At 69.0% G+C, this 21,329-nt stretch carries 22 protein-coding genes; 13 read left to right on the forward strand and 9 right to left on the reverse strand.

The window, feature by feature from the left end; all coding sequences use genetic code 11:
• Window positions 1–2 precede the first annotated feature (2 nt).
• Window positions 3–344 carry a DUF2218 domain-containing protein gene (locus B841_RS05185; protein ID WP_020934432.1) on the forward strand — a complete coding sequence of 114 codons (342 nt, stop codon included), beginning with the start codon at window positions 3–5 and terminating at the stop codon, window positions 342–344.
• Here the strand turns inward: B841_RS05185 and B841_RS05190 are convergent.
• From B841_RS05190 to B841_RS05215, 6 genes are read right to left on the reverse strand one after another with little or no spacing between them, the layout of a single operon-like run.
• Window positions 341–2,140: a thiamine pyrophosphate-requiring protein gene (locus B841_RS05190; protein WP_020934433.1), complete on the reverse strand. Its 1,800-nt coding sequence runs from the start codon at window positions 2,138–2,140 to the stop codon at window positions 341–343. The genes B841_RS05185 and B841_RS05190 overlap by 4 nt on opposite strands.
• A 20-nt stretch (window positions 2,141–2,160) precedes the next feature.
• Window positions 2,161–3,558: an FAD-dependent oxidoreductase gene (locus B841_RS05195; protein ID WP_020934434.1), complete on the reverse strand. Its 1,398-nt coding sequence runs from the start codon at window positions 3,556–3,558 to the stop codon at window positions 2,161–2,163.
• On the reverse strand, window positions 3,558–4,742 hold the full coding sequence (locus B841_RS05200) for a zinc-dependent alcohol dehydrogenase (protein ID WP_020934435.1): 1,185 nt from the start codon (window positions 4,740–4,742) through the stop codon (window positions 3,558–3,560). The genes B841_RS05195 and B841_RS05200 overlap by 1 nt, the downstream gene beginning before the upstream one ends.
• Window positions 4,739–5,227: a CinA family protein gene (locus B841_RS05205; RefSeq protein WP_020934436.1), complete on the reverse strand. Its 489-nt coding sequence runs from the start codon at window positions 5,225–5,227 to the stop codon at window positions 4,739–4,741. The genes B841_RS05200 and B841_RS05205 overlap by 4 nt, the downstream gene beginning before the upstream one ends.
• Before the next feature lie 10 nt (window positions 5,228–5,237).
• A complete protein-coding gene (locus B841_RS05210) occupies window positions 5,238–5,486 on the reverse strand; it encodes a hypothetical protein (protein WP_020934437.1) in 249 nt (82 codons plus the stop codon).
• 35 nt (window positions 5,487–5,521) lie between these two features.
• Window positions 5,522–7,186 carry an NAD-dependent epimerase/dehydratase family protein gene (locus B841_RS05215; RefSeq protein ID WP_020934438.1) on the reverse strand — a complete coding sequence of 555 codons (1,665 nt, stop codon included), beginning with the start codon at window positions 7,184–7,186 and terminating at the stop codon, window positions 5,522–5,524.
• Between the two features lie 273 nt (window positions 7,187–7,459).
• On the opposite strand from B841_RS05215, the gene B841_RS05220 reads away from it, so the two are divergent.
• The 5 genes from B841_RS05220 (at window position 7,460) to B841_RS05240 (ending at window position 12,057) form a co-directional block, all read left to right on the forward strand.
• The gene (locus B841_RS05220) at window positions 7,460–8,071 is read left to right on the forward strand and encodes an ECF transporter S component (RefSeq protein WP_020934439.1); all 612 of its coding nucleotides are present in this window, start codon (window positions 7,460–7,462) and stop codon (window positions 8,069–8,071) included.
• Complete coding sequence (locus B841_RS05225; protein WP_020934440.1) at window positions 8,068–9,354, forward strand: ABC transporter ATP-binding protein; 1,287 nt, start codon at window positions 8,068–8,070, stop codon at window positions 9,352–9,354. Before B841_RS05220 ends, B841_RS05225 begins: the two co-directional genes overlap by 4 nt.
• The gene (locus tag B841_RS05230; RefSeq protein WP_020934441.1) at window positions 9,351–10,109 is read left to right on the forward strand and encodes an energy-coupling factor transporter transmembrane component T family protein; all 759 of its coding nucleotides are present in this window, start codon (window positions 9,351–9,353) and stop codon (window positions 10,107–10,109) included. Before B841_RS05225 ends, B841_RS05230 begins: the two co-directional genes overlap by 4 nt.
• Before the next feature lie 5 nt (window positions 10,110–10,114).
• On the forward strand, window positions 10,115–10,597 hold the full coding sequence (locus B841_RS05235) for an AAA family ATPase (protein ID WP_041631760.1): 483 nt from the start codon (window positions 10,115–10,117) through the stop codon (window positions 10,595–10,597).
• A gap of 86 nt (window positions 10,598–10,683) precedes the next feature.
• Entirely contained in the window at window positions 10,684–12,057 is a 1,374-nt protein-coding gene (locus B841_RS05240; RefSeq protein ID WP_020934443.1) for an HNH endonuclease signature motif containing protein, read from the forward strand.
• Here the strand turns inward: B841_RS05240 and arsC are convergent.
• The 3 genes from arsC to B841_RS05255 are packed head-to-tail and all read right to left on the reverse strand — an operon-like array spanning window position 12,034 to window position 13,641.
• Complete coding sequence (arsC, locus tag B841_RS05245; RefSeq protein ID WP_020934444.1) at window positions 12,034–12,375, reverse strand: arsenate reductase (glutaredoxin); 342 nt, start codon at window positions 12,373–12,375, stop codon at window positions 12,034–12,036. The two genes, B841_RS05240 and arsC, sit on opposite strands and share 24 nt — an antisense overlap.
• A complete protein-coding gene (locus tag B841_RS05250) occupies window positions 12,376–12,915 on the reverse strand; it encodes a DUF402 domain-containing protein (RefSeq protein ID WP_020934445.1) in 540 nt (179 codons plus the stop codon).
• A gap of 3 nt (window positions 12,916–12,918) precedes the next feature.
• Window positions 12,919–13,641: an Rv1157c family protein gene (locus B841_RS05255; protein WP_020934446.1), complete on the reverse strand. Its 723-nt coding sequence runs from the start codon at window positions 13,639–13,641 to the stop codon at window positions 12,919–12,921.
• Between the two features lie 216 nt (window positions 13,642–13,857).
• On the opposite strand from B841_RS05255, the gene typA reads away from it, so the two are divergent.
• The 7 genes from typA to dapC are packed head-to-tail and all read left to right on the forward strand — an operon-like array spanning window position 13,858 to window position 21,319.
• Window positions 13,858–15,774 carry a translational GTPase TypA gene (gene typA / locus B841_RS05260; protein WP_020934447.1) on the forward strand — a complete coding sequence of 639 codons (1,917 nt, stop codon included), beginning with the start codon at window positions 13,858–13,860 and terminating at the stop codon, window positions 15,772–15,774.
• Between the two features lie 11 nt (window positions 15,775–15,785).
• A complete protein-coding gene (locus B841_RS05265; RefSeq protein ID WP_020934448.1) occupies window positions 15,786–16,967 on the forward strand; it encodes an MFS transporter in 1,182 nt (393 codons plus the stop codon).
• On the forward strand, window positions 16,964–18,550 hold the full coding sequence (locus B841_RS05270; protein WP_020934449.1) for an ABC transporter family substrate-binding protein: 1,587 nt from the start codon (window positions 16,964–16,966) through the stop codon (window positions 18,548–18,550). The genes B841_RS05265 and B841_RS05270 overlap by 4 nt, the downstream gene beginning before the upstream one ends.
• Window positions 18,547–19,419, forward strand: a complete 873-nt coding sequence (mshB, locus tag B841_RS05275) for an N-acetyl-1-D-myo-inositol-2-amino-2-deoxy-alpha-D-glucopyranoside deacetylase (protein WP_020934450.1) — start codon at window positions 18,547–18,549, stop codon at window positions 19,417–19,419. Before B841_RS05270 ends, mshB begins: the two co-directional genes overlap by 4 nt.
• Entirely contained in the window at window positions 19,419–19,817 is a 399-nt protein-coding gene (locus tag B841_RS05280) for a hypothetical protein (protein WP_020934451.1), read from the forward strand. The genes mshB and B841_RS05280 overlap by 1 nt, the downstream gene beginning before the upstream one ends.
• A 53-nt stretch (window positions 19,818–19,870) precedes the next feature.
• Window positions 19,871–20,203, forward strand: a complete 333-nt coding sequence (fdxA, locus tag B841_RS05285; protein ID WP_020934452.1) for a ferredoxin — start codon at window positions 19,871–19,873, stop codon at window positions 20,201–20,203.
• A gap of 3 nt (window positions 20,204–20,206) precedes the next feature.
• Window positions 20,207–21,319, forward strand: coding sequence for a succinyldiaminopimelate transaminase (gene dapC, locus B841_RS05290; protein WP_020934453.1), 1,113 nt, complete (start codon window positions 20,207–20,209; stop codon window positions 21,317–21,319).
• The last annotated feature ends 10 nt before the right edge of the window (window positions 21,320–21,329 follow it).

Raw genomic sequence — 21,329 nt, forward strand, 5'->3', positions numbered from 1 at the left:
GTATGACTACCTCGTCGACCGCCCGTGTTACCTGCGATCGCCCGGGACGCTACGGAAAGCAACTCGCGTCGCACTTCTCCAAGAAGCTTGAGACGCGCTGGGATCCGGAGGCCGGCCGCGGGCATCTCAGCTTCGGCAGCGAGACCCCCGGCGAAGTCGAGATGATCGCCGGCGAAGGCGTCCTGCTGCTGCAGCTGGAGGCCCCGACCGAACACATCGAGCACCTGGAAAACGTCATCGGCCGCCACCTGGTGAAATTCGGCCTCCGCGACGAGCTCACGGTCGCCTGGAAACGACCCGGCGGCGTCGACGGCACCACCCAGCTCGCGACTCCGGAAGGCTAACTGCGCAGTTCCCGCTCGATACGCAGGTACTGCTCCAGCAGCTCGTACCCGCGCCGCCCGGCCTCGCCTTCTTCGGCGAGGCCGGTTTTCATGGACTCCGCGAGCTCCTCGCCGTGCGGCAGGGGAGGCAGCAGCGGCACGTCCGCATCGGTGTGCGCGTCGATGACCACCGGCCGGTCCGCCGCAAACGCCTCCGCCAGCACCGCGTCCACCTCAGCGGCGTCGCTCACCCGCAGCCCGACGAGCCCGAGCTGTCGCGCATAAGCCGCGAAATCGAAGCCGGGCACCTCCTGCGAGGCCGCGAAACGCGGCTCGCCCTCCGTTTCCCGCTGCTCCCAGCTGACTTCCGCCAGGTCGCGGTTCTGTAGCACCAGCAGCACGAACCGCGGGTCCTGCCAGTCACGCCACCGGTGCGCCACCGTGATCAATTCGTTGATCCCGAGCATCTGCATCGCCCCGTCGCCGGCGAGCGCCACGACCGGACGCCCCGGGTCCGTCTCTTTCGCGGCGAGCGCGTACGGCACCCCGCAGCCCATGGACGCCAGCGTGCTCGACAGGTGCGCCGGCACGGACGTCGGCCAGGAAGTCTGGCGCACGTAGTGGTACACGCAACTGCCCACGTCGATCGCTGCCTGGGCGTCGTCGGCGACGCGCTCGCCGAAGCTGCGCACCACCAGCTCCGGATTCAGCGGCGCGGCCTCGACGTCAGCTCGTCGACGCGCGATCTCCCGGGAGGCGGCCACCGCGGCCTCGACCTCGGCGCGCCAGTCGGTGTCGGCGCGTTCCATGAGGTGCGGCAGCAGCGCTTCGATCGACTCCGCGGCGTCGCCGACCAGTCCGACTTCCACCGGATAACGGTTACCCAGAACGGATGGATCCACGTCGATCTGCACTGCCCGTGCCTGACCGGGCGCCGGATAAAACTCCGTCCAGGGGTCATCGGTGCCGATGAGCACCACCGTGTCGCAGTTCTGCAGCGCATGCGCCGAGGCAGGAGTGCCCAGATGCCCCATCGTTCCCGCCGCCAGCGGATGCGACTCATCCACATAGGGTTTGCCCAACAGGCTGGTGGTGACCGCCGCGCCGAGCCGCTCCGCCAACTCCATGACCTCGGCCTGGGCGTGGCGCACCCCCTGGCCCGCCAGGATCGCCACCTTCTCGCCCTCCGAGATCACCTTCGCCGCGGCCCGCACGTCTGCCTCCGCGGGCACCGTCACCCCGGTGGTCCACCGCGGGGCGGTGACCACTTCACCGTGCTCCTGCCCCAACTCCGGGGCGGGTTCCTGCTGCACGTCGTGCGGCAGAATCACCACCGTCGGGCCGCCGTGGGCCAACGCGGAACGAAACGCCCGGTCCAACACCATGGGCAGCTGCTCCGGGGCGGAGACCGTCTGCACGAAACCGCTGGCCACATCGGCGAAAAGATGCTGCAGGTCAATTTCCTGCTGATACCCCGACCCCAGCACGGAGCGCAGCTGCTGGGCCACCAGCGCCACCACGGGTGCGCTGTCCAACTTCGCGTCGTACAGGCCGTTGAGCAGATGCACCGCGCCAGGTCCCTGCGTGGAGGTGACCACCCCGACGCGTTCGCCGTACTTGGCCTCGCCGACCGCCATGAACGCGGCGCCCTCTTCATGGCGGGAGCCGATGAACTCCGGCGAGCCCCCGGCCCGACGTAAGGCACCGAGCAACGGGTTGTTGCCGTCGCCGGCGTAGCCGTAGACCCGCTCTACTCCCCAGTCGCGGAGCCGGCGGACGATCAGGTCGGAGGTCGTGTTCTGCGGGGATGGGCTCATGATGTGCTCCTGACGAAGAGTTAAAGACGTTTCAGATCCTGTGTCGCCGGGCCCTCCAACAGCGCGCCGTCGGCGGTGAAGCGGGAACCGTGCAGCGGGCAGTCCCAGGACTGCTCGGCCTCGTTCCACGCCAGCGTTCCGCCCATGTGCGGGCACACCCGGCTGACCTGACGGTTCCGGTCGCGGACCGTGTCGACGATGTTGCTTACCTGGGCGGTCACCGCTCCGGTCTGTTGTGTGGCCGTAGTCGCGGCGGAGCCCACGACCGACGGGGAACCGAAGCTGATCTGTTCCGGACGGCCCAGGATGAGGTCGGTCACCCGGCGCGCGGCGGCCGGGGCCCCGGTCATGCCCCATTTGCTGTACGCGCCCGCGAAGTGGACGCGGCCGTCACCCCAGGACATCGTTTCGGCCAGCGGCACCATCCCGACGGGGTGGTAGTCCTGCGCGGACCAGCTGTGGGTGCGCCGCGCGCCGGGGAAGTGCTCGTCTGTCCAGGCGTCGATTTCCGCGATCTGTTCGTTCGTGTCGCGGGACTGGCCCGTCCGGTGCCCGGCGCCGCCGACCAACAGCCGGGGCTCCTCTCCATCGAGGTAGGTGCGCAGGGAGATGCCGGGGGAGCCGACGGACAAAAACATCCCGTCGGGCAGCACGGAACCGGGGGCGGGGTCGTAGGCGCAGAGGTAAGACCGCTCGGGCACCAGCGACATCGTGGACGTTCCTTTGTCCAGGATCGGGGTGGCGGTGGCCAGCACCACGTGGCCCGCGGTCATGTCCCCGGCAGTGGTGGTCACCGTGACCCGGCCGGCCTCATCGTCGGCGGTCAGGTCCGTGACGCGTGCGCCTTCGGTGACGGTGGCCCCGGCGTCGGTGACGCGACGGGCCAGCGCGGTGAGCAGGTCGGCGGGGTTGAGTTGGAATTGCTCGGGCAGTTCCACGGCCGTGTGGACGGGGAAAGGCGTGAGCAGGTTGTCGTGCAGGGCGACGGGTAGGCCGAGTTCCTGCGCCACCTCGTACTCGCGGCGGATGTCGGCGACGGAATCTTCCGTGGGGGCGTAGGTGAAGGCGCTGACGGTGTGGGCGTCCACCGCATTGTCCTCACAGAAGTGCCGCAACCAGCCCTGCCCGAAGCGGTGGGCGGCGAGGTAGTCGGCGGCGACGTCGATGGAGTGGGTGCGGGCGAGCGTCGATAAGCGGATGCCCTGCAGCAACGTCGTCTTGGCGGTGGTGGATCCGCTGGCTCCGGCGCCGACGCCCCGGGCCTCGAGGACGGCGACGCTGCGTCCTTCTTCGGCCAGAAGCAAGGCTGTGATCAGGCCGGTGAAGCCCGCCCCGACCACGGCCACGTCGACGTGGGCGTCGGCGGGGAAATCCACCGGGTGATTGGTGACGGGTTGGGGCCAGAACGGGGTATTCATCAGCTCTCCGCCTTCGGATCCAGGACCACCTTGATGCAGTCGTCCTCCTTTTTCTGGAACATCTCGTAGGCGCCCGGCGCCTCATCGAGCGGCACGCGGTGGGTGACCAGGTCGTCGACGCCCAACGGGTCAGAAGAGTCTTCCACCAGCGGCAGGAGATCGTCGATCCATGCCTTGACGTTGCATTGGCCGGCACGCAGTTGGATCTGCTTGTCGAAGAGGGTGAGCATCGGCATGGGGTCGGCCTCGCCGCCGTAGACGCCGCTGAGCGAGACGGCGCCGCCGCGGCGGACCAGGTCGAGCGAGGAGTGCAACGCAGCGAGGCGGTCCACGCCGGCTTTTTCCATCAGCGGTTCGGAGAGCGCGTCGGGCAGCAGGCCGACGGCCTGGTGGGCGGCCTTGCCCAGCGGGGAGCCGTGGGCCTCCATGCCGACGGCGTCGACCACGCCGTCGGGGCCGCGGCCGTCGGTGGCGTCGCGGATCGCGTCGTTGGTCTCGTCGGTGTAGTCGAAGACCTCGACGCCGTGGCGTTGGGCCATGGCACGGCGCTCGGGGACCGGGTCGATTCCGAAGACGCGGGCGCCGAGGTGACGGCCGATGCGTGCGCACATCTGGCCGATGGGACCCAGGCCGAAGACCGCGAGGGCGTCGCCTTCCCCGACGTCGGCGTACTGCACGGCCTGCCAGGCAGTGGGGAGCACGTCGCTGAGGAAGAGGTAGCGGTGGTCGGGCAGGTCCTCACCGACCTTGATGGGGCCGAAGTCGGCGTGGGGCACGCGCAGGTATTCGGCTTGGGCGCCGGGGACGGAGCCGTAGAGTTTGGAGTAGCCGAAGAGTTTGGCGCCGGAACCGTATTCCTTCACCTGGGTGGTCTCGCACTGGGAGTACAGGCCGCGGTCGCACATCCAGCAGCTGCCGCAGGCGATGGTGAAGGGGATGACCACGCGGTCGCCTTCAGACAGGTTCGAGGACGGGCCCGCTTCGACGACGCGCCCCATGGGTTCGTGGCCGATGACGTCACCGGGTTCCATGAAGGGGCCGAGGACCTCGTAGAGGTGGAGGTCGGAGCCGCAGATGGCGGTGGAGGTGACTTCGATGATCGCGTCGTTGGCGGCTTCGATCTTCGGGTCGGGGACGGTTTCTACGCTGACTTTTCGTTTGCCTTGCCAGGTCAGTGCTTTCACGTGTGCTCTTCCTTCTGCGGTAGTCGGTCGTGCAGTGAGCGCAGTGCGTGCAACTCGGTTTTTTCCACGATGTCGGCGGGTTCGCCGGAGAAGTGGTGCAGTTCGGTGGTGACCTCACCGCGGAGGCAGACGGCGATCCAGGTGGTGCCCGGTGGTTGTCCTTCCTGTGGCTCCGGTCCGCCCGCGCCGGTGACCGCGACGGCGGCGTCGGCGCGCATGAGGTCGGCGACGCCGGCCGCCATGGCGGCGGCGGCTTCTTCGGTCACGACGGGGTGTCCGTCGGGAACGCCGAGCACCTCGTATTTGACGTGAGTTTCGTAGGCCACGACGCCCCCGGCGTACCAGGTGGAGGAGTCGGGGGCGGCGGCCAGGCGGCTGGAAATGGCGCCGCCGGTGAGGGATTCGGCCACCGCGACCTCGATGTCGGCCGCCTGGGCCAGTTGGCCGATGCGGTCGGCGAGGTCGTCTGCGGTGGGAGTGGACATGATCTCTCGCTTAGTAGTTGCCCGGCGCGTCAGAGGCGGGGAAGGATTCTTCGCCCTGCTCGTCGGCGAGATCGTCGTTGTCGAGGGTGCCGGCGTCCTCCTTCTTGGGGGACGGGTTGGCGTTGTCGGCCTCGGCCTTCTTGGCCGCGGCGACGTCGTCGACGTTCTGATCCGGGCTCTTCGGTGCGTCCTGAGCGTCGTTTTCGTCGCGGTGGTCCGGTTCGGCCGGGTTCGGGTTGGAGCGGTTGGCTTCAGTCATTGTTTTGTCTCCTTGGTGTGTAGTGAGGGTATGGGTCAGGACTCTTCGCGGTAGATCCGGCGATCCTCGTCAAAGGCCCTGACCCGAGCGTACTCATGTACGCGCTCTAATGATTCGAGTTGTTTGTCCGCGGCGGTGACCAGGTCGGTGAACACGTCCGGGTCGAGGCCGAGGTTCTCGGCGTTGGCCCGCAGCGTCAGCCAGCCGCCCCGCTTGGCGGTGATGGCCCCGCGCATGAGTTCTGTTTCCAGCAGCATGGTCATGGGGGAGCGTTCCATCACGCGGCCGTTGAATTTCAGGCGGCCGACGCGCTCGCCGGCCCAGGCGGTGACCTGACGGTAGCGGCGCTGTTTGATGTCGAGGTCGTGGACCAGATTGCGCAGGAAAGTGCGCTCGGCCTTGATCTCGAGGGCGACCTGCGCCAGCAGCGGGTAGACGGGGGTGTCGACGAAGTCATTGGCCATGCGTTCGATGCGGTTGGCCCCCGCCGTGGCGCCGGTGAGGTGGTCGGAGACGTACAGGCCGAGAATGTCTGCCGACAGGTCCTCGGAGATGCCCGGGTCGGTCGATTCTCCCGCAGAGGCGCCGCGGGCGGCCGGTTCGGACACTTCGGGGACGTCGGCGTCGTTGAGGTCGCGGGGTTGCAGCGGCGGGGAGTTGTGCCCGCTGCCGTGGGCGAGGCCGTCGAGCAGCTCCGCCAGCGCGTCGGCCGCCGAGTGAGTGGGCCGCCAGCCGAGTTCCTCCCGGGCGCGGGTGGAGTCGAGCATGGGCACGTTCATGGCCATGTCGATCCAGCCCGGGTCGGCGGGGACGGCGCCGGTCTTGTACGCGGCGGCCAGGGCAGCACGGACGACGGCGGCGGGCGCCGGGATCACCCTGCCGTGGTCGACGATGTCCGCCAGTTCCTGGGGGCCGAGGATGTCGTCGGCGGCGATGTTGAAGGCGCCGGGGAGGCGGTGAACGACGGCGGCGGCATACGCCCGGCCGACGTCGTCGGCGTGGACGGCCTGCACAAACAGATTCGACGGCACCGGCAGACCGGGCAGGTCCCCTGCATTGAGGGCCTGCAGGGGAAGCCATTCGCCGAGGAAGTAACGCTGGATTTCGGAGGCGGCGAGCCCCTGGAAGATCAGGGCGGGGCGCAGGCGGGTGACCGTGACCTCCGGGTGGCGTTCAGTAAAGGCGTCCAGCGCGCGTTCCTGGTCGGCTTTGTCCTCGCTGTAGTGGGAGCCGGGGATGCCGGTGACCGACCAGGTCTCGTCGCGCGCCGGCGGAGGGGTGTCGGAGTGTTCTTGGCGAGCCGGGTCGGGCTCGTAGGCGCCGAGGGAGGAGGCGACCACGAGGTGGGGGACGTCGGCGCGTGCCACGGCTTCGGCGACCCGCTCGGTGCCGGTGACGTTGACGCGGCGCAGCAGCTCGCGGCGGTCGTTGGGCTGGATGAGCCACGCGAGATGGATGACGGCGTCGCAGCCGTCGAAAAGTTCGGTGAGTTCGCCGATGACTTCTTCCCCGCGTTCGGGGGTGTCGGTGCTGGCCCCGATGTCCACGGATTCCCACCGGCAGTCTGTGTAGGGCTCGGTCTCGGGGTCGGGCAGGCGGCGGGCGACGCCGATGATCTCGGTGACCTCCGGGGTGTCTTTGAGGGCGCGCAACACCGCGGTTCCGGTGTTGCCCGTGGCTCCGATGACGGCGACTCGCATGGTGTGCTCCTTATGACTTCGTCTCGCTATTGACACCGAGCGAACTGAAAAGTGACGCGCACCGCAAGGAGGGAGGCGGAAAACGCAGCTCAACACACCGGCCATTTATATTTCTCGGGCCAAAGCACCAGTTCGGGAGTCGATTTTTCTGTGGGCTAGAATATGTCCTCGATCCCACGGGTACCCGGTGTAAGTCCGGGCTGAGACGCCGTCACACGGCGAACCGTCGAACCTGATCCGGTTAGCACCGGCGCTAGGAAGGACAAGACAACCATGGCCGACACTCCCACCCCCGCACGCGTCGTGAGATGGCGTGTCGTCGACATCGTGATCGCCGCCGTCCTGGGCGTGGCCTGCGGGGTGATCTTTTTCCTCTGGAACTACACCGGCTACTTCGCTTTCCTGGCCCTCGACTCCCTGGCGCCGGGGCTCGGCGGACTGTTCGCCGGCCCCTGGCTGCTCGGCGGCGTCATCGGCGGGCTGGTGATCCGTAAACCGGGCGCGGCGTTATTCGTCGAATTGCTCGCCGCCATCGTCTCCGCGTTGCTGGGCAACGTGTGGGGCATCGGCACACTGTATTCGGGCGTCGCCCAAGGACTGGGCGCCGAGCTGGTCTTCGCGGCCTTCGCTTATCGACGTTTCGGCGTCGCCCCCGCCGCCCTCGCCGGCGCCGTCTCCGCCCTCGGCGCCTTCGTCCTCGAGCTGTTCACCGCCGGCAACCTGGCGCGCACCCTCGAATTCAACCTCATCTACCTGTCCTCCCTGCTCGTCTCCGGCGCGGTGCTGGCCGGCGTGCTCGGCTGGATCATCGTCCGAGCGCTGGCCGCCACGGGCGTGCTCGACCGCTTCGCCGCCGGCCGGGAACACCGGGAGCGGACCACATGACCGGCCGTATCGCCGCCCGCGGCTACTCCTACCGGCACGCGACTCGCCCGCACCCGGCCCTGAGCGCAGTCGACCTCGACGTCGCGCCGGGGGAGCGGATTCTGCTGACCGGCGATTCCGGCGCCGGAAAATCCACCCTGCTGGCCGCCATCGCCGGCCTGCTCAGCGACGACGAAGAAGGCGAAAGCCGCGGCGATCTGCACGTCGACGGCGCCGTCGGCATGGTCCTGCAGGACCCGGACGCACAAGTCATCTCCACCCGCGTCGGCGACGACGTGGCCTTCGGCTGTGAAAACCTCGGCGTCCCGCGCGCCGACATCTGGCCCCGGGTCGAGGAAGCCCTCGAACTGGTCGGCCTCGACCTCCCGCTGGACCACCCCACCCGGCACCTGTCCGGCGGGCAGAAGCAACGCCTCGCACTCGCCGGGGTCATCGCCATGGGCGCACGCATCCTCTTACTCGACGAACCCACCGCCAACCTGGACCCCGCCGGCCGGGAGCAGGTGGTCGCGGCGGTGGCGCGCGTCGTCAAGCGCACCGGCGCGACGTTGATTGTCGCGGAACACCGGGCCACCCACTGGTTGCCCGTCGTGGACCGCATTCTGCACCTGGGCGACGGGCTGTCCGAGATCGCGGCGCTGCCGCCCGTGCCCGAGGTGCCGCCGGCCCGCCCCGCCACCGGAGAACCGCTGGTGTGGGCCGAGGAACTGGTGACCGAATGGGGCCCGCCGCGCACCCTGGCCCTGCCTGCCGGAGCGTCCACCGTGATCACCGGGCCCAACGGCGCCGGAAAGTCCACCCTCGCCCTGACGCTGGCCGGGCTGCTCGCCCCGCTCGACGGGAAAGTCCACTACGCCGAGTCGGTGCGCAGAGGGCTCACGGGGCCGTCGATACGCTGGAAATCCTCGGACCTGGCCCGCCGCATCGGCTACGTCTTCCAAGACCCCGAGCACCAATTCATCGCCCGCACCGTGCGCGGGGAAGTGGGGGACTCCCCACGCGCCGACGACCTGCTCGAACGCCTACGGCTGACACACCTGCTCGACGCCAACCCGTTCACCCTCTCCGGCGGAGAAAAACGCCGCTTGTCCGTCGCCACCGCCCTCGTCGACACCCCCGGCGTGCTCATCCTCGACGAACCGACCTTCGGACAGGACGAGACCACGTTCATCGAACTCGTGACACTGCTGCGAGAACTCACCGACGCCGGCGTCGCCGTCGCCTCCATCACCCACGACGACGTGTTCACCGCCGCCCTCGGCGACCAGGAGGTGAGGCTATGAACCTGCTCGCCGGCGTCAACCCCGTGACCCGCATCCTCGCGGTCATCCTCATCGCCACCCCGCTGCTGCTGAGCATCGACCCCGTCTCCGCGACGGTGGTGCTCGCCTTCACGCTCGTCATGGCGCCGCTGTGCGGGATGTCCTGGTGGCGGCTGCTGCGACGCTCTTGGTGGTTGATTGTCGCCGCCGCCGTCGCGGCCGTTTCCATGCTGCTCTACGGCCAACCCGGCGGCGAAGTCTACTTCTCCTGGTGGCTGATCACCGTCACCGACAACTCCGTGTGGCTCGCCGCCGCCATCTTCCTGCGCGTGCTCGCCGTCGCCCTGCCGGTCATCGTGCTCAGCGCCGACGTCGACCCCACCGACCTCGGCGACGGACTGTCCCAAGTGCTGCGCCTGCCACCGCGATTCGTCATCGGTTCCGTCGCCGCCCTCCGACTGGTGGGGCTGCTGCGCGAGGACGTGGAATCCATGCGCCGGGCGCGCCGGGCCCGCGGGATGTCCGACCGGACGGGGCCGCGGTACTGGGTGGGCCTGGCGTTTGGTGTGTTGGTCTCCTCCTTGCGCCGTGGGGCGAAGCTGGCGACGGCGATGGAGGCGCGCGGTTTCGGTCGGGAGGGACGGCGCACGTGGGCCCGGCGGTCTGTGTTGCATGCCCGGGACTGGCTGGTCATGTCTGTGGCCTTGATCGTGGGGGTTGGATCGCTGGGTGTGGCCGTGTGGGCGGGCACTTTCCGGTTTCTGGGGCTGGGGTGACGGGTATGTCTGAACGTAGTGTCGTGCTCGTGGACGGACCTTCCGGCTCCGGCAAAACGACGTATGCGCGCCGCCTGGCGCAGAAGACCGGGATGACGCTGGTGCACCTCGACGACTTCTACCCGGGGTGGGGCGGACTCGCGGAGGGTTCACGCATGGTGGCCGAGGATGTGCTGCATCCGCGGCGGCCGGGGTTCTGGCGCTGGGATTGGGTGCACGATCGGCGGGCGGAGTGGGTCCCGTTGGATCCGGCGGACTCGCTGATCGTCGAGGGGGCGGGCGCGGTGACCGAAGACTCGATCGCCGCGGCGTCTAGGTCGGGGAGGGTGCGTACGGTGCGGATCACGGCGCCGGAACAGGTGCGGAAAGAGCGGGCGTTGCGGCGTGACCCCGGTTACGCACCCTGGTGGGAGATGTGGGCGGCGCAGGAGGCGGTGCATTTCGCGGGCCCGGGGCACGTGGCGGTCGACGAATGTTTATCGAACTGAGTTTCGATTTTTCGTAGCGGATGTCTGTGCGATGGTGCATGATGGGGGCGTAGTCGCAACGATGTTCTACTTCGGGGGAATTCGCCTTGGCCACCACGCTCGCTGACGGCCACGACCTGACCGACACCGACCTACTGACCTCTCTGACCTGCGCCCACGACGACCTGACCCGCCACAAAGCCCGTTTTTTGATCTCGCTCGCGGAGTTCGACGCCCGCGACCTGGCTCGCGCGGCCGGAGCGCCTTCCACGGTGTGTTGGCTGGGCCGCGCCCTGGACGTCGCGGATAAAACCGCCTACGAATACCTCGGCGTCTCCCGGACACTGGGAAAATTTCCGCTGATCGCCGCCGCTTTCCTCGCGGCGGAGCTGTCCTACTCGAAGATCCGTCTTCTGGCCTCGCACCTGACGCCCGAGAACGAGGCCGAGCTGTTGGCGCTGGCGGTCGCGCTGAGCCTGAACGAACTGGCCTTAGCGCTCGCCGGCCGTCGCAGCGTCGACGACGATGACGGTCCGCGCGAGGACAGCTTCAAGATGTGGATCGACAAAAACACCGGCCGGTACCGCTTCTCCGGGGACCTGAGCCCCGAACTCGGGGCGAAGTTCGCCGCCGCCCTGAAGTGCGGGGAACTGGCGAACCTGCGGGATCTGGCAGACGTCGACCCGCAGGAGCGCGCCGACGATGAAGCGGTCGGCGAACTCATCGACGCCGCCGAGGCGGAAGCTCCGGCGCTGCCCGCCACCGACGGGAAAGGCCACCCCGTCACCCGGTTCGGACCGCCACTGCGCTCCGCGTTGCTGTCCGGGTTGCTGGGCATGATGAACCTCGCCCGCACGGCCGAGACGAGCGCGCGGCAGGCTCCGGGCGCGCAGGTGCACGTGATGGTCACCGAGGACGGCCACGCCTTTCTGCCAGCCAACCCGGGGGCGCCTTCCGACCTGCTCAAGGACCTGGTTCTCAACGGCCGGTTCCGGGGGCATCTGCTCGACGCCAAGGGGGTGACCATGAAGATGGGGCGGGCCCGCCGGCTGGTGACCCCGGGGCAAGAGACGGCGTTGCTGGCGCGGTGGATGTTTCAGTGCGCGATGCCGGCGTGCAACCACGCCCGTTTCCTGGAGTTCCACCACATCGTGGAGTATTCCGCCGGGGGATGCACGGACACGGACAACCTCATCCCGTTGTGCTCCGCGTGCCATGCGTTGGTGACCTCCGGCATGGCGAAGATCGAGGTCGAAGGCGCGGCGTTGCGGTTTTCTTTCCGCGACGGCAGCGTCTACCTGTCCCAGAACCGTAGCCTTCCGATGAAGGTGGGGCAGGAGCCGGGGTTATTCGACGCCCCCGCGGCGGAGTGGCGCGGCGACTGGGATGAGTCGGGCGCCCTGAGTTTCGACGACGATGATTCTGCACGTGCAGAAAAACCGGCGCCGGCAAGGGGGCTAGATAATCTCGTCCAGCAGTGACAGGGGGCGGGGAATGCGGACGCCTTTGTCGGTGACCACGATGGGTCGCTGGATCAGCCGCGGCGTCTTCATCATCGCGTCCAGCAGTTCATCGTCGCTGCTGTCCTTGCTCAGGCCAGCGTCCTGGTAGGCGGGCTCGCGGGTGCGCACGGCTTGGTGCACGCTCAGGCCAGCGTCCGCGATCAGCCGGGCGAGTTCCTCCCTGCTCGGCGGGGCGTCGAGGTACTTGATTACCTCGGGGTCGCGGCCGGCGGCCTTGAGCGTCTTCAACGCTTCACGGGAGGTGGAGCACTGGGGGTTGTGGTAGATCCGATCCATTTACATCTCCGGGGCGAGTTCGACGTGTTCGGCCCATGTTACGTCGTAGCCGAGGGAGCCCAACCACGCCATGGCGTCGTCGTGGTGGCGGGTGATGCCCTCGACGGCGGTGAGGGTGGCGTCGATGGCCAACTCCGTGTCTTGCGCGCTGATCAGGCCGGCGGCGCAGGCGGCGGACAATTCGTCGATGTCGAGGACGTCCACCGATTCGCCGGTGACGGACACCAGGTCGACGTAGAGGTCGCGGGTGGTCCAGATCCCGCCGTCGGGTGCGCCGCGTTCGACGTGGGCGACGTCGAAGTAGAAGTCCTGGCGCTCATCGACGCCGGCGCGGAAGTGGAAGATGTTCGCGCGCAGATTCAGGTCGGGCAGCAGCCAGGATTCCAGGTAACCGAATCGCGGGTGGTCGGCGCCGCGGGCCATGTACAGGCCGAAATCGGTGGGTCGGTAGGCGTCCACCTGGCGGAGGAATCCCTTGGGGTCGGTGTTGATGCGCGACCGGACGTCAAAACTTTCGTGCTTGATCGGGTGCAGATCCACGTGCTATCTCGCTTCGATGAATGCGGCGGTGGGGAGGAAAGAGCAGGCATTGTCTTCGGTGGTGACCGTGCCTTCGACCAGCGCCAGGATGCGTCCGTTACCGGTGTCCCCGACCCCGGAGACGGTGGCGGGGCCGTCGGGGTTGATGCCGTGGTCCGTCAGCGGGGTTTCGCCGTAGGTGAGGGTGTCGATGTTGAACCAGCGCACGGTCATGTGTTGCTCGCCCGCGGCGGGGGCGGTGCCCAGCGCGGTGAACAGGAACGCGGTTTGGCCCGGCGCCGCACCCGGGGCCGGAATGTCCGCGGGCCCGGGTACGGCGAGGGCGGAGCCGACGGAGTTCAGCCCGTCGCCGATGCAGTTTCCGGAGACCGTGGGCCAGTAGAACTGGGTGAAGGTCGGGGCCTCCTCCGGCAGCGGCGGCCCGCCCGGCTCGCCGGTGCCGGCGAAGAAGTGCAGCGCGGTCAGCATCAGGTCGCTGGCCTCGTCGGGCACCCAGGGCTGGTCGGCGAGGAGGCGGACCTGGTCTTGCGTGTGCTGCGTCGGGCGGCCGAGTTCATCCAGCCAGACGTTCTGGGAGAGGTCGGGCAATTCCGGCGGGGGAGGAAGGTTCGGGAGGGAGGAGGCGGAGGCCTGTGCCGGTGCGGCGACGGCGACGACGGCGGCGAGCAGGGTGGCGGCGATGGCCGCGATGGCGCGACGCGCGGGGAGGGTGTGGGGGCGGGACACGAAAACCTCTCGATATTATTGTCACATGCGCAACTAGGGTTTCAGTAGTTTACTTACGCAACTCTAACTGCTTTGTGGTGGCGAGCAACCGTCTGCGGATAACGTCGACCCCCGTGACCATTTCGTTACACCCGGATGCGCCGGTAGTGCATTGGGCGAGGTTGGCGAGTATCGTTACGGGGCATTCGCTTTCAATCCTCCAAGGAGAACCCCTTCGTGACGTCTTATCCCGAGTTCCGTAACGTCGCCATCGTCGCACACGTCGATCACGGCAAGACCACCCTCGTCAACGCCATGCTGGAGCAGTCCGGCGCCTTCGGCGACCACGGCGGCGTGACTGACCGCGTCATGGACTCCGGCGACCTGGAACGCGAGAAGGGCATCACCATTCTCGCCAAGAACACCTCCATCCGCCGCCAGGGCAAGGGCAAGGACGGCTCTGACCTCGTCATCAACGTCATTGACACCCCGGGTCACGCCGACTTCGGCGGCGAGGTCGAGCGCGGCCTGTCCATGGTCGACGGCGTCGTCCTGCTCGTCGACGCCTCCGAGGGCCCGCTGCCGCAGACCCGCTTCGTGCTGTCCAAGGCGCTCGCCGCCAAGATGCCGGTGATCATCTGCGTCAACAAGACCGACCGCCCGGACGCCCGCATCGACGAGGTCGTCGAAGAGGCCCAGGACCTGCTCCTCGAGCTGGCCTCCGCCATCGATGACCCGGAGGCCGCCGAGGCCGCCGAAACCCTGCTCGATCTGCCGGTGCTGTTCACCTCCGGCCGCGAGGGCAAGGCCTCGACCGAGAACCCGGGCAACGGCAACCCGCCGGCGGCCGACAACCTCCAGGCTCTCTTCGACGTCATCTACAACGTCCTGCCGCAGCCGTCCGCCGACGTCGACGCCCCGCTGCAGGCGCACGTCACGAACCTGGACTCCTCCTCCTTCCTGGGCCGCATCGGCCTGGTCCGCATCCACAAAGGCACCCTCAAGAAGGGCCAGACCGTCGCCTGGATCCACCATGACGAGGAGGGCAACCAGGAAATCAAGAACGTCCGCGTCGCCGAGCTGCTGACCACCGTCGGCGTCAACCGCGTCTCCACCGACGGCCCGGTCATCGCCGGCGACATCGCCGCGATCTCCGGCATCGAGAACATCATGATCGGCGACACCCTCGCCGACCCGGAGCACCCGGACGCGCTGCCCCCGATCACCGTGGACAAGCCGGCCATCTCCATGACCATCGGCGTCAACAACTCCCCGATGGCCGGCCGCGGCGGCGGCGACAAGATGACCGCCCGCATGATCAAGGACCGCCTCGACCAGGAGCTCATCGGCAACGTCTCGCTGCAGGTCCTGCCGACCGAGCGTCCCGACGCCTGGGAGGTCCAGGGCCGCGGCGAGATGGCCCTGACCGTGCTCATCGAGACCATGCGCCGCGAGGGCTTCGAGCTGACCGTCGGTAAGCCGCAGGTGGTCACCGAGGAGATCGACGGCAAGCTCCACGAGCCCTACGACCACATGATCATCGACGCCCCGAGCGAGTACCAGGGCAACGTCACCCAGCTGATGGCCGCCCGCAAGGGCCAGATGACCGCGATGAGCGCCGGCGCGGGCGACTGGATCCGCATGGAGTTCGACGTCCCCTCCCGCGGGCTGATCGGCTTCCGCACCACCTTCATGACGGAGACCCACGGCGCGGGCATCGCCAACTCCTTCCCGATCGAGCCGCGCCCGTGGGCCGGCGAGATCAAGGGCCGCCCGACCGGTTCCCTGGTCGCCGACCGATCCGGCAAGATCACGGCCTTCGCCCTGCAGTCCCTGGCCGATCGCGGCACCTTCTTCGTCGAGCCGGGCTCGGAGGCCTACGAGGGCATGGTCGTCGGCGCGAACAACCGCGACGAGGACATGGACGTCAACATCACCAGGGAAAAGAAGCTGACGAACATGCGTGCGGCCAGCGCCGACACCACCGTCACCCTGAACAAGGCGAAGACCCTCTCCCTGGAGGAGGCCGTCGAGTTCTGTGGCGCCGACGAGTGCGTCGAGGTGGCTCCGGACGTCATGCGCGTGCGCAAGCTCATCCTCTCCGCCACCGAGCGCGGCCGCGCCCGCTCCCGCGAGAAGAACCTCAACAAGTAACGCTTCTTTTCGTGCGCACGACGGCGCCCGCCGGGGTCGGGCTGATGTTCGCCACCAACGGCGCCGCCTTTGCGTCCCTGCTGCCCTGGTACCCCACGCTGAAGGACCAGTGGCAGCTTTCCGACGCCCTCTTCGGCCTGCTGGTGGCCTGCTTCGCGGCGGGCTCACTGCTGTCCACGGCGTTGCCCGCCTGGGCCGAGCGGCGCTTCGGTCCCCGCGCCACGGTGCTGGCCGGCACCCTCGTGCTCGCCGTGGCGGCCGCCGCCGTCGGCGTCGCCCCCGGGGCGTGGGCGTTCGCCTTCATCCTGCTGGTGTTCGGGGTGTTCGACGCCGTCGTCGACGTCTCCCAGAACGTCATCGGCGTGCGGGTGCAGGACGCCCTCGGCCGTTCGATCTTGTCCTCCCTGCACGCCTGCTGGTCCCTGGGGGCGGTCGTCGGCAGCGCCGCCGCCACCTGGGCCGCGACCAGCGGCGTCGGCGTCACGACCCACCTGACGGTCGCCGCGGCAGTCATCGCCGCCGCCGTCGTCCTCGCCGCCTGGCTGGTCGGCCCACTTCCGCGCCCGGCCCTGGCCGTCGGCGACCCCGGGAACGCCGCCGCACGCCGCGTCCCGCTGACTCGCATTCTGTGGTTGTCGCTGCCCGTCGCCCTGGTGGCCGGCTCGGGCACGGTTGTCGAGGACGTCGCCAACAACTGGGCCGGACTGGCGGCCGTGTCTTTCGCCGGGGTGCCGCTGCCGCAGGCGGGCGTCGCCCTGACCGTGGTGCTCAGCGCCCAGATGATCGGACGCTTCACCGGCGACATGCTGATCAACCGTTTCGGCCGGGCCGTCGTGGCCCGCGCGGGCGGGTTGTTCATCGCCGCCGGGGGAGTGTTCGTGATCTTCGCCCACGAGTCCGCCCCGCTGTACGCCGGCCTGGCTCTGGCTGGCTTCGGCTGCGCCACGCTGGTGCCCAGCGCCTACGCCGCCGCAGGCACGCTGCCGGGCCTGCGCCCCAGCGACGGGGTCACCGCCGTCAGCTGGCTGATGCGGGTGGGGTTCCTGGCGGCCAGCCCCGTCATCGGCCTGATCGCCGAGTGGAGCGGCCTGCGCGTGGCGCTGGGCGTGCTCGTCGTCGTCGGTGTCGCTGCGGCGCTCTGTGCACCGGCATTGCGCGCCCGGGGACAAGAGCTGGTAGGTAGTAAAGAATGACGTTTCGTCCCGGTCTGCGCGTGGCGGCGGCGATGCTGGCCGCCGGCCTCCTCGTCGGTTGCTCCGCCCGCCCAGGCCCGGCGCCGGTCGTGGAGCCGGAACCTGAGCCGACCGCCACCACCACGACCACCACCAGCCGTCCGCCGAGCGCGACTCGGACGTCCATCGGCGCGGGGGTGGAGCCGCTGCGCAACGGGCTGAACCCGCACTTGGTGGGCGACAGCATGGCCACCGTCGAATCGATCGCGGACCTCGTGCTGCCCAGCGCGTTCTGGCGCGGGCAGATGGACACGAACCTGCTGGTGTCGGCGGAAGAGATCGACGGCCCGGCGGCCCAGACCGTCCGGTACGTCATCTCTCCGGCGGCGCAGTGGTCCGACGGCACCCCGATCACCGGCGCCGATTTCATCTACCTGTGGCGGGCTCTGACCACCACCCCCGGCGTCGTCGACCCCGCCGGGTACCTGGCGATCTCCGACATCCGGACCTCCGACGGCGGCAAAACCGTCGACGTCGACTTCCACCAGCGCGTCGACGACTTCCGCCCGCTGTTTCACCACCTGCTGCCCAGCCACCTCGCCGAGGCCGACGCCTCCGACTTCGCCACCGCCTACTTCGCCACCATCCCCGCCTCGGGCGGGCGCTACATGGTCGCCAACGTGGACCGGGCCCGGGGCATGATCACCCTGCACCGCAACGACCGGTTCTGGGGCCACGGCGCGGCGGACACGGACGTGCTGTCCCTGAAGGAGGTCGACTCCGTCAACCAAGGCGTCGACCTGTTGCGCACCGGCCAGATCTCCTACCTGGACGTCGTGCCGGAGGAGACGTCGGTGGCGGCCTACGAGCTCCTGCCGGACACGCAGGTGCGGCTGGTCGACGGCCCCGGCCAGCTGCAGCTGACTTTTTCCGTCACCTCCGACATCCTGTCGGCGCCCGAGGCCCGGGCGGAATTCGCCGGGCTCATCGACGTGCCCTTCATCGCGCGTCAGGCCGCCGGCCGCAGCGCGAATCTCGCGGTGCCGGAACACATCCCGCCGAACGGGCAGCCGCTGACGCTGCTGCAGGAGGCCACCGGCGGGCAACCGCTGCGGATCGCCGCCGACCCCGCCGGCGAGCAGGCTTCCGCGGCGGCCCGCACCCTGGTCAACGTGCTCGCCCGCGCCGAGGTCGACGCCGAGCTGGTGTCCACGGACCTGATTGACGTGGCCGGTCGACGCCTGCCGGCGGGCGACGTCGACGCCGTCGTCGCCTGGTCCCGCGACGACGACACCCGCCCCACCGCGGTGTCGCCGTTGCTGTGCCCGGCGGACCCCGCGGATCCACGGCTGCGCAATTTCTCGGGTTTCTGCGCCCCGGAGACCCAGGAGGCGCTCAGCGCGTCGTTGGCCGGCGAGCTGGACGCGGAGCAGACGGAGGCGATCCTCCGGGGAGTCAACCAGGCGGAGACGCTGGTCGTGCCGCTGCTGGACGAGCGCCGGGTCGTGGTGCTGGGGCAAGGTATCGTGGGCCCAGACCCAGACCTCAACGCCTGGACGACGGGCCTCGGCGCGGCGTCCACCTGGAAGAGACAAGAACCATGAACGAACTGAGCGGATACCGGATCGTCGCCGTCCACGCCCACCCGGACGATGAAGCCATCACCACCGGCGGGGCGCTGGCGTATTTCGCCTCCCGCGGCGCGGACGTCACCGTGATCACCTGCACCCTCGGCGAAGAGGGCGAGGTGATCGGGGAGACCTACCGGCGCCTGGTCAACGACGAGGCCGACCAACTCGGCGGCTTCCGCATCGGGGAGCTGGGGCGCGCCCTCGAGATACTCGGCGTGCGCGGGATCCACCTGGGCGGGGCGGGACGCTTCCGCGACTCCGGCATGGTCGGGTCCCCCTCGGCGGAAAACCCGCGCGCCTTCGTCAACTCCGGCGAGGCGGCCGTCGACGAACTCGCCGGGCTCTTCGAGCGCCTGCGCCCGCACCTGGTGCTCACCTACGGCCCGGACGGCGGTTACGGGCACCCGGACCACATCCGCGCCCACGAGATCACCCACGCCGCCGCGCAGCGCGTCCCGGTGCCCCGCATCCTGTGGGCGGTGCATTCCCGCGCCGAGCTGGACGAGGCGTTGGCGGCGATCGAGGAGATCCCCGCCGGGTGGCGCCGTTCCGGCGACGGCGAGTTGGCGGCCGTCGAGAAGGTCGACGCCTGGCTGGAGCTCGACGACGAGCTCTACCACCGCAAGCGCGAAGCCATGCGGGCGCACGCCACCCAGTTGTGGATCGCCGACGGCGGGGTCTCCGCGACCAACCCACGCGCCGCCCGCGCCCAGGCGCCGCATACCGTGTACGCGCTGTCGAACCTGATCGCCCAGCCGATCATGCGCCGCGAGCACTACCAGTTCGGCGCCGGCGTCCCGCTGGCCGGGCCCACCGACCTCCTGGCCGGAATCGAACGCTGATGGTTTCCGAGGACAGGGTCATCCGCACGGACTTCTCCCGCGGGGAGATGATCGGCGGGTTGGTGTGGCTGTCGCTGGCGGCGGCGCTGTCCGCTTTCCTGGAAGTGATGTACCTCGGCACCTGGATCACCCTGCCGGACGGCACGCGGGTGGCCGCACCGTACACGATTATTATTGCGTTCCTGTTTAACGTCGTGCTCACGCGCACCGCTAGGCTGTGGACGGACAGGGGAGCCGTCGCCGCCGTCCCCCTGTACGCGTGGATCGCCACGTACGCGGTGCTCGTCATCGGGCCCGCAGTCAGTGGCGATCAACTGGTAGGAAATAACATTCGATCGATTCTGCTGCTCGTCGCGGGTGTATCCGGTGGACTTTGGCCCCTTATCCGGAGAAAATGACATACTGTCTGCCATCCCGCACCAAGCACCAAGACAGGAGACACGGAGATCTCATGACTTATATCATTGCCCAACCCTGCGTTGACGTCCTCGACCGCTCGTGCGTCGAGGAATGCCCCGTCGACTGCATTTACGAGGGCAAGCGCATGCTCTACATCCATCCTGACGAGTGCGTGGACTGCGGCGCCTGCGAACCCGCCTGCCCGGTTGAGGCGATTTTCTACGAGGACGACACCCCCGACGAGTGGGAGGAGTACTACGACGTCAACGTGGCCTTCTTCGACGACCTCGGCTCCCCGGGCGGCGCCGCCGCGTCCGGCCCGCTGGACTTCGACCACCCGAAGATCGCCGCGCTGCCCCCGCAGAACCAAGACGTCGAGCTCTAGGCCTTGGCTGCGCGAACGCCGCTGGGGGAGCGGCTGCCTGACTTTCCCTGGGACACGCTGACCGAGGCGAAGAACACCGCCGCCGCCCACCCGGACGGTATCGTCGACCTCTCGGTCGGCACCCCCGTCGACGCCGTGGCACCCGGCATCCAGCTGGCCCTGGCGGAGGCGGCCGGCGACCCCGGCTACCCGCCGACCACCGGGTCGCCGCAGCTGCGGGAGGCGATCGCCGACTGGCTCAGCCGCCGCTACGGGGTCACGGGTGTGGACACGGAGGCGGTGCTGGCGGTGACCGGCACGAAAGAAGCCATCGCGACGCTGCCCACGCTGCTGGGGGTGCGCGGCGGCACCGTCGTCATCCCCGAGATCGCCTACCCGACCTACGAGGTCGCGGCGACCCTCGCGGACTGCCGCACGCTGCGCTCCGACTCGTTGTTGAAGATCGGCCCGGCCACCCCGGACCTGATGTTCATCAACTCGCCGTCCAACCCGACCGGCAAGGTGCTGGGCGTCGACCACCTGCGCAAAGTCGTGGGTTGGGCGCGCAGCCGCGGGGTCATCCTCGTCGCGGACGAATGCTACATCGGCCTGGGCTGGGACGACGAGAACGTGCCGCTGTCCATCCTCGACCCGCGCGTCAACGACGGCGACCTGACCGGATTGATCGCGGTGCACTCGCTGTCGAAGTCCTCCAACCTGGCTAGCTATCGCGCCGGTTTCCTCGCCGGCGACCCCGCGCTGATCGCCGAACTGACCGGGGTGCGCAAGCACCTGGGGCTCATGGTGCCGGGTCCGATCCAGCACGCCATGATCGCCGCCTTAAACGATGACGGTCAAGAGCAGCTGCAGAAGCTGCGCTACGCCACGCGTCGCGCGAAGCTGCTCTCAGCTCTGCTCAAGGCCGGTTTCCGGGTCGACGATTCCGAGGCGGGGCTCTACCTGTGGGCCACCCGCGGGGAGCCGGGCCGCGACACGGTCGCGTGGCTGGCTGAGCGCGGCATCCTGACGGCTCCGGGTGATTTCTACGGGCCGAACTCCGGCGAGCACGTGCGTGTCTCGCTGACCGCCACGGACGAGCGCATCGACGCCGCCGTCGAGCGACTCCGTGTCGGCTGAGCGTGCCGAC

This window comes from Corynebacterium maris DSM 45190 (assembly GCF_000442645.1).
Taxonomy (GTDB): Bacteria; Actinomycetota; Actinomycetes; order Mycobacteriales; family Mycobacteriaceae; genus Corynebacterium; species Corynebacterium maris.